Raw genomic sequence first — 14596 nt, forward strand, 5'->3', positions numbered from 1 at the left:
ATGCTGGGTAGTCGATCTCTACCAACTTTCAGCGTATAAATGGAACTTTGCTCTATCGGTAAAGTTAACACCGATAGATAGTAATCAACAAATTTAAAGAGATTGGGAAATTCATTATGCGTACCCATTACTGTGGTCACCTGAACAAGTCCCTTGCAGGACAAACTGTAGAACTTTGCGGCTGGGTTAACCGTCGTCGTGATCTAGGCGGTCTTATTTTCATTGATATGCGAGATCGTGAAGGCGTAGTTCAGGTTGTTGTCGATCCAGATATGGCAGACGCGTATGAAATCGCAAACACTCTACGTAATGAGTTCTGTATCAAACTAACTGGTGAAGTACGAGTACGTCCTGAAAGCCAAGTGAACAAAGACATGGCTACGGGTGAAGTGGAAATTATCGCCAAAGGTCTAGAAATCATTAACCGCAGTGATGTTCTACCACTGGACTTCAATCAGAAGAACTCTGAAGAGCAACGCTTAAAATACCGTTACCTGGATCTTCGCCGTCCAGAAATGAGTGACCGCATCAAACTACGCGCAAAAGCGTCAAGCTTTGTCCGTCGTTTCCTAGATGACAACGGTTTCTTAGATATCGAAACGCCAGTTCTGACGAAAGCGACCCCTGAAGGCGCTCGTGACTACTTGGTACCAAGCCGCGTTCATAAAGGTAGCTTCTACGCGTTACCACAGTCTCCACAGCTATTTAAACAACTGCTAATGATGTCGGGCTTTGACCGTTACTACCAAATCGTTAAGTGTTTCCGTGATGAAGACTTGCGTGCAGACCGTCAGCCTGAATTCACTCAGATCGATATTGAAACGTCATTTATGTCGGCTGATGAAGTTCGCGCGACAACTGAGAAAATGATCCGTGAAATGTGGCAAGAGCTGCTTAACGTTGATCTCGGTGAATTCCCAGTAATGCCGTTTAGCGAAGCTATCCGTCGTTTTGGTTCTGATAAGCCAGATCTACGTAACCCACTAGAGCTTGTAGACATCGCTGACCTAGTGAAAGACGTTGAGTTCAAAGTATTCTCAGCGCCTGCTAACGACGAAAAAGGCCGCGTTGCTGTTATTCGTGTACCAGGTGGCGCGTCACTAACACGTAAGCAAATTGATGCTTACGGCGAGTTCGTTGGTATCTACGGTGCGAAAGGTCTAGCTTGGATGAAGGTTAACGACCGTGCAGCAGGCATTGAGGGTATTCAGTCTCCAGTTGCTAAGTTCCTAAGCGAAGAGGTGATCAACGGCATTCTAGATCGTACGCAAGCTGAAACTGGCGATATCATCCTGTTTGGCGCAGACAAAGCAAACATCGTTGCTGAAGCAATGGGCGCTCTACGTCTGAAACTAGGTAAAGATCTAGAGCTAACCAATGAATCTGCATGGGCGCCGCTATGGGTTGTTGATTTCCCAATGTTTGAAGAAGACGATGAAGGCAACTTGCATGCAATGCACCACCCATTCACATCACCTCTAGGTGTTAACGCGGAAGAGCTAAAAGCGAACCCAGCAGCTGCGAACTCTAACGCATACGACATGGTGCTAAATGGCTATGAAGTGGGCGGTGGTTCAGTACGTATCCACAACGCAGAAATGCAAGCAGCAGTATTTGACATTCTAGGTATCGATGCACAAGAGCAGCAGCTTAAGTTTGGCTTCCTATTAGACGCACTTAAGTTCGGTACGCCTCCACACGCAGGTTTAGCCTTCGGTCTTGACCGTCTAGTTATGCTGTTATGCGGTACTGAGAATATCCGTGATGTTATTGCGTTTCCGAAAACAACAGCGGCTTCATGTCTACTGACCGATGCTCCAAGCCTAGCGAATCCGGCGGCGCTTGAAGAGTTGGCTATCGCTGTCACAGCAGCAAAAGAAAAAGACGCGGAATAATTTTCGAGTCACATCAATCTATTTGCAGCCGCTTGGAAACAAGCGGCTTTTTTGCATTCAAAGCATGAATATTACGCGTCTTTGTGTTAAAAATACGTAACACTTTTGGGTAATAGATACAGATATGAACGATCACCTGATTCAATGCGACGCAACCTACCAACTTAGGCGCAAAGTCTTAGTCGGTATGTGTGTTGTTTTAGGCGGGACATCATTGTTATTCGGCTTAACCAATGTTTTCTATTTTGGAAAAAACGCGACGTTGTTGGGTATTATAGAGCTTGTTTATTTTGTCGTCTCTTTTACCATGCTTCAGTATGTAAGAAAATCGACTCAGCCGAATTGGTTTCTTGGATTCCATTGTGTTGTTCTAACCTTTTTAATCAGTTATGGAACATACGTTAGCCGAACAGAGAGCACGGTTTATTTGTGGGCGGTGGTGTTGCCAACCGTATTCTATCTCGCCTTAGGGATCAGGATTGGATTTATTTGGAGTCTTATTTTTCTCTGCTTAGAGGTCACAGTTCTCTATTATTCGCTCGGTGAGCAGTTGATGACTTATTTTGCGACATATTTGAATCTCGTCATGGCATACATATTTGTCTGGGCGATTTCTCACGTCTATGAAGATAGTCGCGTGCGAGGGGTTGAACAACTTAATTCTTTGGCACATCAAGATGCGCTAACGGGTGCACAAAACCGTTTAGCTTTAGTCACGACGTTCAAACAAAACCCACTATCGCTCAATGGCTGTTATCTGTTTGCATTAGATTTGGATGATTTCAAGGCGATCAATGACAACTATGGTCATGCTGGTGGAGATGAGGTGTTAAAAGAGGTCGTCAGGCGTTTAGATAAAGTCGTCACTCGCCAACAAATTTATCGAATGGGAGGCGAGGAGTTTGTCGTCCTTCTCGAACCCAAACGAGTGGCCAACGTTGGATTGCCTCAATTGATTGAGCAGTTACAAAGCAGTGTCATGGAAAGTCCAATAATTTTCGACTCACGGAACATCCATGTCACTTTCAGCGCGGGAGTTGAGCAATTCACTCTTAATGAAGGTCTAGACAAGACGTTGTCTAAAGCAGACAACGGCCTGTACTTAGCCAAAAAAGCAGGGAAGAAGTGCTCCTTTTTTCAAGGAAAAGCGGTCGCTTAACTCGATTGCTGCTGTGCAATTAGAGCGTTATTTCTTTCCATTCCCCAGGTTGTAAATCACCCAGCGCGATCTCTCCGATGGCGTGACGGATTAATCGTAAAGTTGGAAAACCTATGTTGGCTGTCATGCGACGAACTTGACGATTGCGGCCTTCAACAATGGTGATTGCTAGCCAAGTTGTTGGAATATTTGCGCGAAAGCGAACGGGTGGGGTGCGTGGCCACACGTTCGGTTCAGGCATAATCTCAACGCCAGCAGGCAGTGTCATTCCATCTTTCAGTTCAACCCCTTTACGCAGCTTGTCCAAATCATCTTCGGAAGGTGCGCCATCGACTTGTACCCAATAGGTCTTAGGTGATTTAGAGCTAGGCTGAGTAAGTTTGGCTTGTAGAATGCCATCGTTCGTCAATAGCAGTAAACCTTCGCTGTCTCGATCGAGTCTGCCTGCGGCATAAACACCTTTCACGGGAATAAAGTCTGCCAAAGTCTTTCGTCCGTCACCATCCGTAAACTGGCTTAAAGTGTCAAACGGTTTATTAAACACGATGACCTTTCGATCTTGCAGCGAGATTTTTGGCTTATTTGACGGAGAGGCTTTACGAGCATTGGAAGAAGGTTTGTTGGTTCCACCATTTGAGTTTTTGTGTTTAAAACCAGAGCGTTGCTTTCTCGATGTCGCAGAGGATGAGTCACGGCGAGTGCGTGATGACATGTTAACTACCTTGCAAAAATGTAAGTAAAGTGTGTTGTAAAGTTTCTTCAGCGGCTTAGATGAGCTATCATTTGCGCGCCCGAAAACAGGATTGTTGAACAAGATAATAGACTATTATCATGTTTTTGTTTAATTATAACTAACCGCACTCAAGTCACTCGCTGTGAAGCGACCAAAACAAAAAGAGACGGACAAAACGCGACAAGTGAGGGGATGAATAATCAACTTGTTGCCGGCCATTTACACAAAGCTACTCATCCGATGGCTTTGCTAGAACAAATAGGGAAATTTCATGCCTACAGAAAAACCTACAATTATTTACACCATTACTGATGAAGCACCTGCGCTAGCGACATATTCACTTCTTCCAATTATTCAGTCGTTTACTGCTTCTTCAGGTATCAACGTTGATACACGTGATATCTCTCTAGCTGGGCGTATTATTGCTAACTTCCCAGAGCACTTAACTGAAGAACAACGCATTGGTGATGCACTGACTGAACTTGGTGAGTTGGCTAAAACACCAGAAGCAAACATCATTAAACTACCTAATATCTCAGCTTCTATCCCTCAGTTGAAAGCCGCGATTAAAGAGCTTCAAGAAAAAGGTTACAACCTACCTAACTACCCTGAAGAACCAAGTACGTACGAAGAAGAAGCGATCAAAGCAACGTACGACAAAATTAAAGGTAGTGCGGTAAACCCAGTTTTGCGCGAAGGTAACTCTGACCGTCGTGCTCCTCTATCTGTAAAGAACTATGCGAAGAAGAACCCACATTCAATGGGAGCATGGTCTAAAGATTCGAAGTCACACGTTTCTAGCATGGCAGACAACGACTTTTTCGGTAGTGAAAAATCTCATACCGTTTCAGGTGAGACAAAAGTTGCCATTGAGTTTGTTGATGCAGCGGGTTCAGTAAAACAGCTTAAAGCACCTTTTGCTCTGCAAGATAAAGAGATTATCGATTGCTCAGTAATGAACAAGAAAGCCCTAGTGGAGTTCTTTGAAGCGCAAATCGAAGAAGCAAAACAGCAAGACGTATTATTGTCTCTGCACATGAAAGCGACAATGATGAAAGTCTCTGACCCAGTGATTTTTGGTCATGCTGTTAAAGTGTACTACAAAGACGTATTTGCGAAATACGGTGACCTATTTGATAAGCTTAGCGTTGACGTAAACAACGGTCTGGGTGATGTGTACGCTAAGATTCAAGCGCTTCCTGCGGCACAGAAAGAAGAGATTGAAGCGGCTCTACAGGCTGTTTACGAAACTCAACCGCCTTTGGCGATGGTTGACTCAGATCGCGGCATCACAAACCTACATGTTCCAAGTGACATCATTGTCGATGCTTCTATGCCAGCAATGTTGCGTTCGTCGGGGCAAATGTGGGGACCAGACGGCAAGCAGAAAGACACTAAAGCGATGATCCCAGATCGTTGCTATGCAGGCATCTATCAGGCTGTGATTGATTTCTGTAAAGAGAACGGTGCATTCGATCCAACGACAATGGGCAGCGTACCAAACGTTGGTCTAATGGCTCAGAAAGCCGAAGAGTACGGTTCTCATGATAAGACCTTTATCCTAGATGCAGCGGGCACAGTGCGCATCGTTGATGCATCCGGTGCAGTGCTACTGGAGCAATCAGTAGAAGAAGGCGATATCTTCCGTATGTGTCAGGTTAAAGACGCACCAATCCAAGATTGGGTCAAGCTTGCAGTCACTCGTGCACGTGCAACGGGTGCGCCAGCGGTGTTCTGGTTAGATGAAAACCGCGCTCATGACGCTCAGCTGATTGAGAAAGTAAACCAGTACTTGCCTCAACACGATATCGAAGGTCTAGAGATCAAGATCCTTGCTCCACTAGAAGCTTGTCAGTTCTCTTTAGAGCGTATCAAGCAAGGCCTAGATACGATCTCAGTAACGGGTAACGTTCTTCGTGACTACCTAACTGACTTGTTCCCGATTCTTGAGCTTGGTACATCAGCGAAGATGCTATCAATCGTTCCTCTAATGAACGGTGGCGGTCTATTTGAAACGGGTGCGGGTGGTTCTGCTCCTAAGCACGTTCAGCAGGTAGAGAAAGAAAACCACTTACGTTGGGATTCACTCGGCGAGTTCCTCGCTCTTGCCGCTTCTCTTGAGCATCTAAGCACAGTAACAGGCAATGCTAAGGCGCAAGTACTGGCAGACGCTCTGGACAAAGCAACAGGTGACTTCTTAGATAACAACAAGTCTCCTTCGCGCCGAGTAGGTGAGTTGGACAACCGTGGTAGCCATTACTATCTAGCAACATACTGGGCACAGGCACTTGCGTCACAATCTGACAATGCTGAACTTGCTGCTGAATTTGCGCCAATCGCTCAAGCACTAGCGGCGCAAGAAGAGAAGATTGTTGCAGAATTGAATGATGCACAAGGTGTCGCTGGTGACCTAGGTGGCTACTATGCACCTGTGTTTGAAAAAGCGTCAGCTTTGATGCGCCCAAGCGAGACACTTAACGCAATCATCAACGGCTAAGTCAGACATTCGATACAACAAAACCCGCTGAAAAGCGGGTTTTTTTATGTTTAAAACGATTAAGTTGGCAGCGATTTTATTTTGCTGGTTGAGCTTCAACCGGAACTACACAGCTTGCGTGATAGCCTTTAGGTCCTTCTTCCACTTCAAAATTCACTTGTTGGCCAGCTTTCAGAGTACGATAACCATCCATTTTAATGGTTGAATAATGTGCAAACACATCTCCATCCTCTCCCTCTGGACAGATAAAACCAAATCCTTTGGCGTTGTTAAACCATTTTACTGTACCTGTAGCCATGCTATACATCCCTCATGCATTTTGTTACTGATGTTGTTTGAATATTTACATTGATTCCTTGTAAACAGAAAGTGAATTTCCATTCAGCCGCTGCCAAATTTTCAGTCACTATTTGACCAATGTAGCCAATGATTGAGCACAGTCAATAGGAAAAAGGTATTACAGTCTACATATTTACAAACAAATCACTTTTGAGATTTACATTTTTACAACGATTTGGCTTGATAAATATCGATGATCTATAAGTCGCTGTTATTGTTTTTGGTTTCTTTTTAATCAATTAGATACATCTCTTCCGCCGATAGAAATCTTTTATTTGCAGCGACGCAATTGCTGCATTAGTCTCTAAGTAAGAACAAAATTTAATTGCAGCGTTTTGTTCGGAATAGTAAGAACTAAATTCAAAACTTCTGCTCTGTGAAGTGGTAAAATTAAAAGAGTCAAACATCAACGTCTAATAGTCATGAGCAAACATTTTGAATGGGTTACTCCAGATTCAGATCTGCTGGAGTTAGAGAAAACAAAAGTTAAGCCACCGTCCATGTATAACGTTGTCCTAAACAACGATGACTACACACCAATGGACTTTGTGATTGAGATCCTAGAGCGCTTTTTCTCTATGGATATCGACAAAGCAACGCAGGTGATGCTTCAGGTGCATTATGAGGGAAAAGCAATTTGTGGCACGTATACTGCAGAAGTTGCTGAGACCAAAGTAGCGCAAGTTACAATGTATTCTAAGGAAAACGAGCACCCTTTGCTTTGTACAATGGAACAAGCCTAGCGCTTGTTCGAGCAACCTAAGTTGTTCTTATAGGAGGTACTTATGCTGAATAAAGAATTAGAGTCGAGTCTAAACGGCGCATTTGCTCGCGCTAGAGACAAACGACATGAGTTTATGACTGTCGAGCACCTCCTGTTAGCATTGTTGGAAAACGATGCAGCGAGAGAGGCTTTGCAGGCATGTCAGGCAGATGTAGATTCGCTTCGTAGTGAACTGAATGTTTTCATTGATCAAACTACCCCTCTCATTCCAGAAAACGACGAAACTCGCGAAACGCAACCCACTTTGAGTTTTCAACGCGTTTTGCAACGCGCAGTATTCCACGTTCAATCTTCTGGCCGCAGTGAAGTAACAGGGGCAAACGTCCTTGTGGCGATTTTTAGTGAACAAGAGTCTCATGCGGCTTATCTACTCAAGAAAAACGACATTAGCCGCCTAGATATTGTTAACTTTATTTCTCACGGTATTACCAAAGCGTCGAGTTCGAGTGATGACTCTCATTCCTCTGATTCTTTCAGCGACAACGTCGAGGATACTGGTTCAGAGGAGCGCCTAGAGAGCTTTGCAACGAATCTTAACCATATTGCAAAACAAGGGCAGATAGACCCACTGATTGGTCGCGAGAAAGAACTAGAACGAACGATTCAGGTATTGTGCCGTCGTCGTAAAAACAACCCATTACTGGTCGGTGAGGCAGGGGTTGGTAAAACGGCGATCGCTGAAGGTCTTGCATGGCGAATTGTGGAAGGCCAAGTGCCTGAGATTATCGCTAACAGTGTGATCTACTCGTTGGATATTGGCTCGCTACTTGCGGGTACTAAGTACCGTGGTGACTTTGAGAAACGTTTTAAAGCGATTCTTAAACAGCTAGAAAAAGAAGACGATGCCATCCTGTTTATCGATGAGATTCACACAATTATTGGTGCAGGTGCCGCCTCTGGTGGTCAAGTTGACGCGGCAAACCTAATCAAGCCATTACTAAGCAGCGGCAAACTGCGTTGTATCGGTTCGACAACTTATCAAGAGTACAGCAACATCTTTGAAAAAGAGCGTGCGTTATCGCGTCGCTTCCAAAAAATCGATGTGGTTGAACCGTCTCTTGATGACACCACTAAGATACTTATGGGCTTGAAACCTAAGTATGAAGCACACCATGAAGTGCGTTACACCAATAAAGCACTTCGTGCGGCGGTTGAGCTATCGGCTAAATACATTAATGAGCGTCATTTGCCAGATAAAGCGATTGACGTTATTGATGAAGCAGGTGCGCGCAGTCGTTTGGCTCCAGCGAGTCGTCGTAAGAAAACCGTAGGTGTTGCAGACATTGAAGCTATGGTTGCTAAAATGGCACGTATACCTGAAAAATCTGTCTCATCTTCAGATAAAGAGATACTGCAAAAGCTCGATGAGAAGATGAAGATGCTGGTGTTTGGTCAAGATGATGCCATCGATGTACTTAGCGAAGCGATCAAGTTGACTCGCGCGGGTCTTGGTGCAGACCATAAACCAGTGGGTTCATTCTTGTTTGCAGGCCCGACGGGGGTAGGTAAGACTGAAGTCACGGTTCAATTATCGAAATTACTTGGTATCGAGCTACTTCGCTTTGATATGTCTGAATACGGTGAACGTCATTCGGTGAGCCGTTTGATTGGTGCGCCTCCGGGTTACGTCGGATATGATCAGGGTGGTTTGCTGACGGACGCCGTCATCAAACATCCTCACTCAGTCGTTCTGCTCGACGAAATTGAGAAAGCGCATCCAGACATCTTTAACCTGCTACTGCAAGTTATGGATAATGGTACCTTGACGGACAACAATGGCCGTAAAGCTGACTTCCGTAACGTTATTTTGGTGATGACTACCAATGCCGGTGTTCAGGAGACCGTTAAGAAATCTATCGGTCTGATCCAACAAGATCATAGTCATGATGCGATGTCGGAGATCAAGAAGGTCTTTACGCCAGAATTCCGTAACCGTTTGGATAACATCATTTGGTTTAACAGCTTAGATGAACATGTGATCCATCAGGTTGTCGACAAATTCATTGTTGAGCTGCAAGCACAGCTTGATGCTCGTGGTGTATCGCTCGAAGTTTCGGATGATGCTCGCCATTGGCTTGCAGTTAAAGGTTATGACAAAGCCATGGGTGCTCGTCCTATGGGGCGTGTTATCCAAGAGCAACTGAAGAAACCACTCGCGAATGAACTGCTATTTGGTTCTTTAGTGGATGGCGGTACAGTGAAAGTTGATCTCAATGATGATGAGCTAAAGTTCGAGTATCACAGTGAGAAAGAAGCGGCCATTCATCCTTAAGACACGGAAATGTTAACAAAGCCAGAGCATTGCTCTGGCTTTTTGTTTGTCGGCTTAAAGCTGGTCGTTAACCAAAAACAGATTTCACCGCCTGATAAGCACTTTCTACGCTCGTTGGAATGGATTGTTCAATTTGGAAGCCGAGCTTGGGGTAGTCTTTAATTCGCTCGAAATCGCCCAGCATTGCTGTCACTGTCGTTGTCAGGTCAATGTCCTCGTTGAAGTAATCACAGAAAGTGGTTTTGGATGACGTGACACAAATGTGCTGACAAGAAGCAGGCCATTGCTTAACGAAAGTCGCGTAGGTACGTCGCTCCATGTACGGTTTTTGAACTAAGATAAACGACTCAAAATTTAGCCCTAGATTTTGCAATAACTGGTAGGTGAAACGAACATTTTCACCGGTGTTGGTCGCTTTATCTTCAACAATAATGTCAGCCGCTGGAACACCAAGATCTTTCGCGTAATCGGCAAAAGTCTGGGCTTCACTTGAAGTAAAAACACCTTCAGTTAATCGGCCAGTGCCCCCCGAAAAGATGATTTTAGACGCCCATCCTGCAAGATAGAGTTGAGCCGCATACTCCGCAACGCGGATATCGTTACTTCCAAGCACAAAGATGCAATCAGACCGCTGTAAGGTGTCTGACAGCTGCATGTACTGCCATAAATGTTCAATCTGCTGGTAGAGTTTTAATTGACTCATAAGAGGTTGACCTTTCTAGAGTGCATCTAAGGTGTGTTGAAAATGAAAGCGATAACCTAACGAAATAAGTTTATCAGCGATGATGCGTTTGTCTGGGACATGCACGAGAGTCGGTAACTTGTCATCGCTTGCGACACTGTCTAACGCCGCCTGATAGTATTCTGCCTTATTCACCGTGTTCGGGGTGGTGGCGTTGACGGTGGTATCTATGCTGTTCAAGGCTATAAAACTTACGATACCTACAGCATCGTGCAAATGAAGCATGTTAGCAGGAGCTTGGTCGCTAACTTGTTTTAACATCGCCGCAAATCGAGAGGGATGTCGGTTGGGGCCAACCAATCCACTGCAACGAACAATTGCGTAGCTGAGTCTAGAATCAATTAGGTGCTGCTCAGCCTGCAACATGATCTTGGCATTGTCACTAAACTCAGGATTATCGATACTTTTATCGAGAGTCGCATCCTCCTCGACCATCTCTTGAGCTAGGCCAGGGTACACAGTGGTAGAACTAACCATAACAACCCGTTGAACCCCATTGTTTTGCGCAGATGCAATCAGCGTTTGCCAGTTCCCAACGTAGTCTTGACCACTCTGTTTGCGAAACCCCGGAGGAAAACAGCCAATCACGATGTCAGTTGGAGTTGAACCAAGCTGTTGGTCGAGATCGTTACTGCCATTCGCTAGGTTCGCGACGAAACTATTGATACCGAGTTGTTCAAGTTCCTTAACGCCTTCTGGTGTCGTTTTACTGAAATGGACACTGTGTCCAATAGAGGTCAAGTACTGGCCAAGCGGTTTACCTAACCACCCTCCACCTACGATAGTTATCTTTTTCATTATTTCGTCCCTGATAGGAGCGTACGAAGCTCTGTACGAAGAAGCTTGTGTACTGGTTTATTTGCGAACCCTTGGTGCTGAACCACATCGACATTGGCTTGCCATTGTAGCCGCTCAAACTCGATCGGAATTCGCTTAATCTGATTTTCTTCACAAGCATTGGCGGCGATATGAGTGGGTAAAAATCCCCAGCCAAAGCTTTGAGCAATTAAGCCTAATAATACGTGGTAGCTATCTGTGTACCAAATATCGGGGCTGTATGCCTGCTGAAATCCACTGACTTTGTTATTTCTAGAGCGTAACAACAATTGGCGGTGAAGCAACAGTTGATCGACATTAGCAGATGTTTGCATTGCAAGTGGATGTTTCTGACTCACCGCAGACTGCACTTCAACGAACGTTACGAGTGCGCTTGCTGCATACATGCGGTTTTGAAGGAGGGCTGATTTTTATTACGGTGCCGAGCATTGCGTGGTTTTTAGCCATAGGAGTTCTAGAAGCGATAATGTTGGAAGCAGGATTTCTCGTGTTCTTCTTTTTCTACGCGACTGGATTTAACTGGTGTTATGACCGAGTGCAACCTTATAGATGGTTAACAGCAAGAGTTTAGCGCAATGCGGAGAGCGTCCTATTATTAAAGAGTGTCTTATCCGTCTTGGTGGAGACCTAGATAAGTATGAAGTGGCTGCTCCTAACCTGTCTGTTACTCTATTCCTTGGCGGTTCAACCCGCACCGAGGGTTTATATGACGTCGCTAGACTGGCCGCCATATTCTGGTGAGTCATTGTCTGACAATGGATTCTCAGTGGCCATTGCCCGAGCCGCTTTTTCTGCGATGGGGTATGAGCTGGTGGTTGAATTTAAACCTTGGGTACGGACTGTCGCTTTAGCATCGAAAAAAGATCAGTATATTGGCTATTTTCCTGAGTATTATTTTGAAACCAGTGAGTTTGTCTTTTCTGACCCGATAGGTAGTGGGCCATTAGGACTGGTGGAGAATGTTAACTGGCCTATCTCTTGGAGCCAACTTGAAGAGTTACAGATGTTGCGAATTGGAGTGGTTCAAGGGTACATCAACACAAAACAGTTTGATGACATGGTCAGTCAAGGTTTAATTCAGGTCGAAGCCTCTGCCAATGACACTATCAATATCCACAAAGTGGCTAAGGGACGATTAGATGCCGCAGTCATTGACGCGAACGTTTTAGATTATTTAATCCGTATCGACCCGCGTGAGAAGATGCTGTCGAAGATGATTAGGATGAACAGTAGGATGTTGGAGAGCAAGTTACTCTATCTTGCATTCAAAAACACGCCAGAAGGGAACAACTGGCGTGCTATCTTCAATCAAGGTCTAGAGAAGATCGATGTTGAGGCAATCATAGAGCAACATAACCAGACCCAACTACTTGGGGTCACATTGCCTGCCTCAGAGCAAGGGATGCAAGAAACTAACTAGAAAGTACGCGCAGAGCTTTGTCTGCGTGTTCAGCCATTTCAATACCTTCGTCAGTTAAGTAGCCACCATCAGGAAGTGTGCACAACCCTTTCTCATATAGGCGCTGTACAGCCGCCTGCATCTCTTCAGAAGCATCATGGTGAACTTTAATACCGGTTGCAGCACTACTGATATCAAACTGAAGCAAGAGATTAAGTTCAGCCATATGGTCAGGCGTAAATTTCATAATTAATTCCTTATCGAACGTACTGGATTCAAGGTAATCAGGATGATGCGAATCGGCAACTCAATGAGTTGAGAAATGTTATCCAAGCCTTACTTTAACAACAGGATAGAACGAAATTGGTTATCTGCTGTGCAATCGAAGAGAGACTAGATCAGAATCAAAGAATTATCTGCTAAGCGGAATATTGGCTTGTCATTATTTGGGGCAATCGCCCAAATGTTAGGGATTTAAGTTATGGCCAAATGCGCCAGTATACTAATGTCTAATAGCCAACAAGCATAATAAAGTTTGTTATTATGAATATTCAAACTAAAACAATAATCCGCGCTCTACTTTAGTAGTAATTGATGTTTAAGTTATTGATTTTAAATGCTGTTTTTAATTGATTTAGTGAGCATTTATCTAAATTTATCTTTGTATTAGCCTTAGTTTTCATGAGGTGAAAAAGATTTTGTCTACTTGAATGATTTAACGCTTGAATTTGATCACAATTCACGTAATTATCCGCGCCCACTAATCCATATGTTGCAAAATGTTTCCCGATGATAAATCTCAATCAGTTTGATTCATTATTACCTCCTCAAATGGCTGAGCGTGCGGCAGAAATTGGCGTAGGCAAAGCAACCAAAGATCCTGTTAAATCATTCCTATTGGCGATCTCCGCAGGTATCCATATTGGTATCGCATTTGTGTTCTATACCATAGTAACGACAGGTGCAGGTGACCTGCCTTGGGGCATCACACGCCTGCTGGGTGGCCTTGCCTTCAGCTTAGGTCTGATCCTTGTGGTTGTGACGGGTGGGGAGCTGTTTACCAGTTCTGTTTTGACCTTAGTGGCGCGTGCCAGTGGCAAGATTACGTGGAAAATGCTGTTTAAGAACTGGCTGGTTGTCTACGGTGGAAATCTTATTGGTGCCTTGTTGCTAGTTGTTTGTATGTTGATGACCAAACAGTACATGTTTGACCATGGGCTGGTTGGCCTTAACGCAATGGCGATTTCCCAGCATAAGCTACATCACACGTTTTTATCCGCTGTTGCTTTGGGGGTAATGTGTAACGTACTAGTCTGTGTCGCTGTATGGATGACCTTTAGTGGACGTACACTTACCGACAAGATTGCAGTGATGATTTTACCTGTCGCGATGTTCGTATCTGCCGGATTTGAACACTGTATTGCGAACATGTTCCAAGTGCCAATGGCTATCGGCATCAAGTATTTTGCGCCAGCTGAGTTTTGGCAGATGACGGGTGCGAATATTGCTGATTATGCCGACCTGAACATGATCGATTTTATTACTAACAACCTAATTCCAGTGACACTAGGCAACATTATTGGCGGCGGAGTGTTTGTCGGAATGTGGTACTGGTTGATCTATCTAAGAGACTAACCGCATATCTCTTGATATAAGGCTCACATTTGTGAGCCTTTTTTAGTAGCAAAACTGCTTATCGATATTCGACACCCAGCCATTCATCTAACGCCTGAATCTCTCTTGGTTCATCTTTTAGCCAGTCACGAAAATCACTATTCTCGTTATCAGTATTGGTAGCGTCACTGCCATTGAAATACATTACTTTATCCCTCTAATAAGTCCTGAGTGACAACCTAAGTGGGTCAGATGACAAGATTATTACGTTGCGTGAATTAAATTTTATGCGCATGAATGCAAAGAAAATTTTTATTGACCTCTC

The 14596-nt window shown here is 44.4% G+C and carries 15 protein-coding genes and 1 pseudogene; 9 read left to right on the forward strand and 7 right to left on the reverse strand.

Features of this window, described 5'->3' with window-relative positions:
* The first annotated feature begins 116 nt into the window (after positions 1–116).
* Together aspS and DA100_RS12395 are read left to right on the forward strand one after the other, a co-directional pair.
* A complete protein-coding gene (aspS, locus tag DA100_RS12390; protein ID WP_138972427.1) occupies positions 117–1895 on the forward strand; it encodes an aspartate--tRNA ligase in 1779 nt (592 codons plus the stop codon).
* A gap of 124 nt (positions 1896–2019) precedes the next feature.
* Positions 2020–3054: a GGDEF domain-containing protein gene (locus tag DA100_RS12395; RefSeq protein WP_138972428.1), complete on the forward strand. Its 1035-nt coding sequence runs from the start codon at positions 2020–2022 to the stop codon at positions 3052–3054.
* A 19-nt stretch (positions 3055–3073) separates the two neighbouring features.
* On the opposite strand, the gene DA100_RS12400 is transcribed toward DA100_RS12395, so the two are convergent.
* The gene (locus DA100_RS12400) at positions 3074–3766 is read right to left on the reverse strand and encodes a pseudouridine synthase (protein WP_138972429.1); all 693 of its coding nucleotides are present in this window, start codon (positions 3764–3766) and stop codon (positions 3074–3076) included.
* Positions 3767–4058: 292 nt separating this feature from the next.
* Here DA100_RS12400 and DA100_RS12405 point away from each other — a divergent pair, with 292 nt between their 5' ends.
* The gene (locus tag DA100_RS12405; RefSeq protein WP_138972430.1) at positions 4059–6284 is read left to right on the forward strand and encodes an NADP-dependent isocitrate dehydrogenase; all 2226 of its coding nucleotides are present in this window, start codon (positions 4059–4061) and stop codon (positions 6282–6284) included.
* A gap of 76 nt (positions 6285–6360) precedes the next feature.
* On the opposite strand, the gene cspD is transcribed toward DA100_RS12405, so the two are convergent.
* Complete coding sequence (gene cspD / locus DA100_RS12410) at positions 6361–6582, reverse strand: cold shock domain-containing protein CspD (RefSeq protein ID WP_138972431.1); 222 nt, start codon at positions 6580–6582, stop codon at positions 6361–6363.
* Positions 6583–7045: 463 nt separating this feature from the next.
* On the opposite strand from cspD, the gene clpS reads away from it, so the two are divergent.
* Together clpS and clpA are read left to right on the forward strand one after the other, a co-directional pair.
* Entirely contained in the window at positions 7046–7366 is a 321-nt protein-coding gene (clpS, locus tag DA100_RS12415) for an ATP-dependent Clp protease adapter ClpS (protein WP_006879492.1), read from the forward strand.
* A 42-nt stretch (positions 7367–7408) separates the two neighbouring features.
* Positions 7409–9679, forward strand: coding sequence for an ATP-dependent Clp protease ATP-binding subunit ClpA (clpA, locus tag DA100_RS12420; protein ID WP_138972432.1), 2271 nt, complete (start codon positions 7409–7411; stop codon positions 9677–9679).
* Between the two features lie 67 nt (positions 9680–9746).
* Here the strand turns inward: clpA and DA100_RS12425 are convergent, their stop codons facing one another.
* The 3 genes from DA100_RS12425 to DA100_RS12435 are packed head-to-tail and all read right to left on the reverse strand — an operon-like array spanning position 9747 to position 11644.
* The gene (locus tag DA100_RS12425) at positions 9747–10382 is read right to left on the reverse strand and encodes a YdcF family protein (protein WP_138972433.1); all 636 of its coding nucleotides are present in this window, start codon (positions 10380–10382) and stop codon (positions 9747–9749) included.
* Between the two features lie 15 nt (positions 10383–10397).
* Complete coding sequence (locus DA100_RS12430; RefSeq protein ID WP_138972434.1) at positions 10398–11219, reverse strand: NAD(P)H-binding protein; 822 nt, start codon at positions 11217–11219, stop codon at positions 10398–10400.
* On the reverse strand, positions 11219–11644 hold the full coding sequence (locus DA100_RS12435) for a LysR substrate-binding domain-containing protein (protein ID WP_346763723.1): 426 nt from the start codon (positions 11642–11644) through the stop codon (positions 11219–11221). Before DA100_RS12435 ends, DA100_RS12430 begins: the two co-directional genes overlap by 1 nt.
* Between DA100_RS12435 and DA100_RS12440 the strand changes: the two are divergent.
* The 3 genes and pseudogenes from DA100_RS12440 to DA100_RS12445 all read left to right on the forward strand — a co-directional run.
* Positions 11611–11829, forward strand: a pseudogene (locus DA100_RS12440) (chlorhexidine efflux transporter); the annotation flags it as partial. The gene DA100_RS12435 and the pseudogene DA100_RS12440 sit on opposite strands and share 34 nt — an antisense overlap.
* Complete coding sequence (locus tag DA100_RS21350; RefSeq protein WP_240800922.1) at positions 11808–11999, forward strand: hypothetical protein; 192 nt, start codon at positions 11808–11810, stop codon at positions 11997–11999. The pseudogene DA100_RS12440 and the gene DA100_RS21350, both read left to right, overlap by 22 nt.
* Entirely contained in the window at positions 11965–12678 is a 714-nt protein-coding gene (locus tag DA100_RS12445; RefSeq protein ID WP_240800919.1) for an ABC transporter substrate-binding protein, read from the forward strand. The genes DA100_RS21350 and DA100_RS12445 overlap by 35 nt, the downstream gene beginning before the upstream one ends.
* On the opposite strand, the gene DA100_RS12450 is transcribed toward DA100_RS12445, so the two are convergent.
* Positions 12671–12904, reverse strand: a complete 234-nt coding sequence (locus DA100_RS12450) for a TIGR02647 family protein (protein ID WP_138972437.1) — start codon at positions 12902–12904, stop codon at positions 12671–12673. The genes DA100_RS12445 and DA100_RS12450 overlap by 8 nt on opposite strands.
* A 545-nt stretch (positions 12905–13449) precedes the next feature.
* Between DA100_RS12450 and focA the strand changes: the two genes are divergently transcribed.
* A complete protein-coding gene (focA, locus tag DA100_RS12455; RefSeq protein WP_138972483.1) occupies positions 13450–14292 on the forward strand; it encodes a formate transporter FocA in 843 nt (280 codons plus the stop codon).
* Positions 14293–14350: 58 nt separating this feature from the next.
* Here focA and DA100_RS21525 read toward each other — a convergent pair whose 3' ends face one another.
* The gene (locus DA100_RS21525; RefSeq protein ID WP_276608343.1) at positions 14351–14476 is read right to left on the reverse strand and encodes a hypothetical protein; all 126 of its coding nucleotides are present in this window, start codon (positions 14474–14476) and stop codon (positions 14351–14353) included.
* Between the last annotated feature and the right edge of the window lie 120 nt (positions 14477–14596).

It is taken from the genome of Vibrio sp. Hep-1b-8 (assembly GCF_006124995.1).
GTDB lineage: Bacteria > Pseudomonadota > Gammaproteobacteria > Enterobacterales > Vibrionaceae > Vibrio.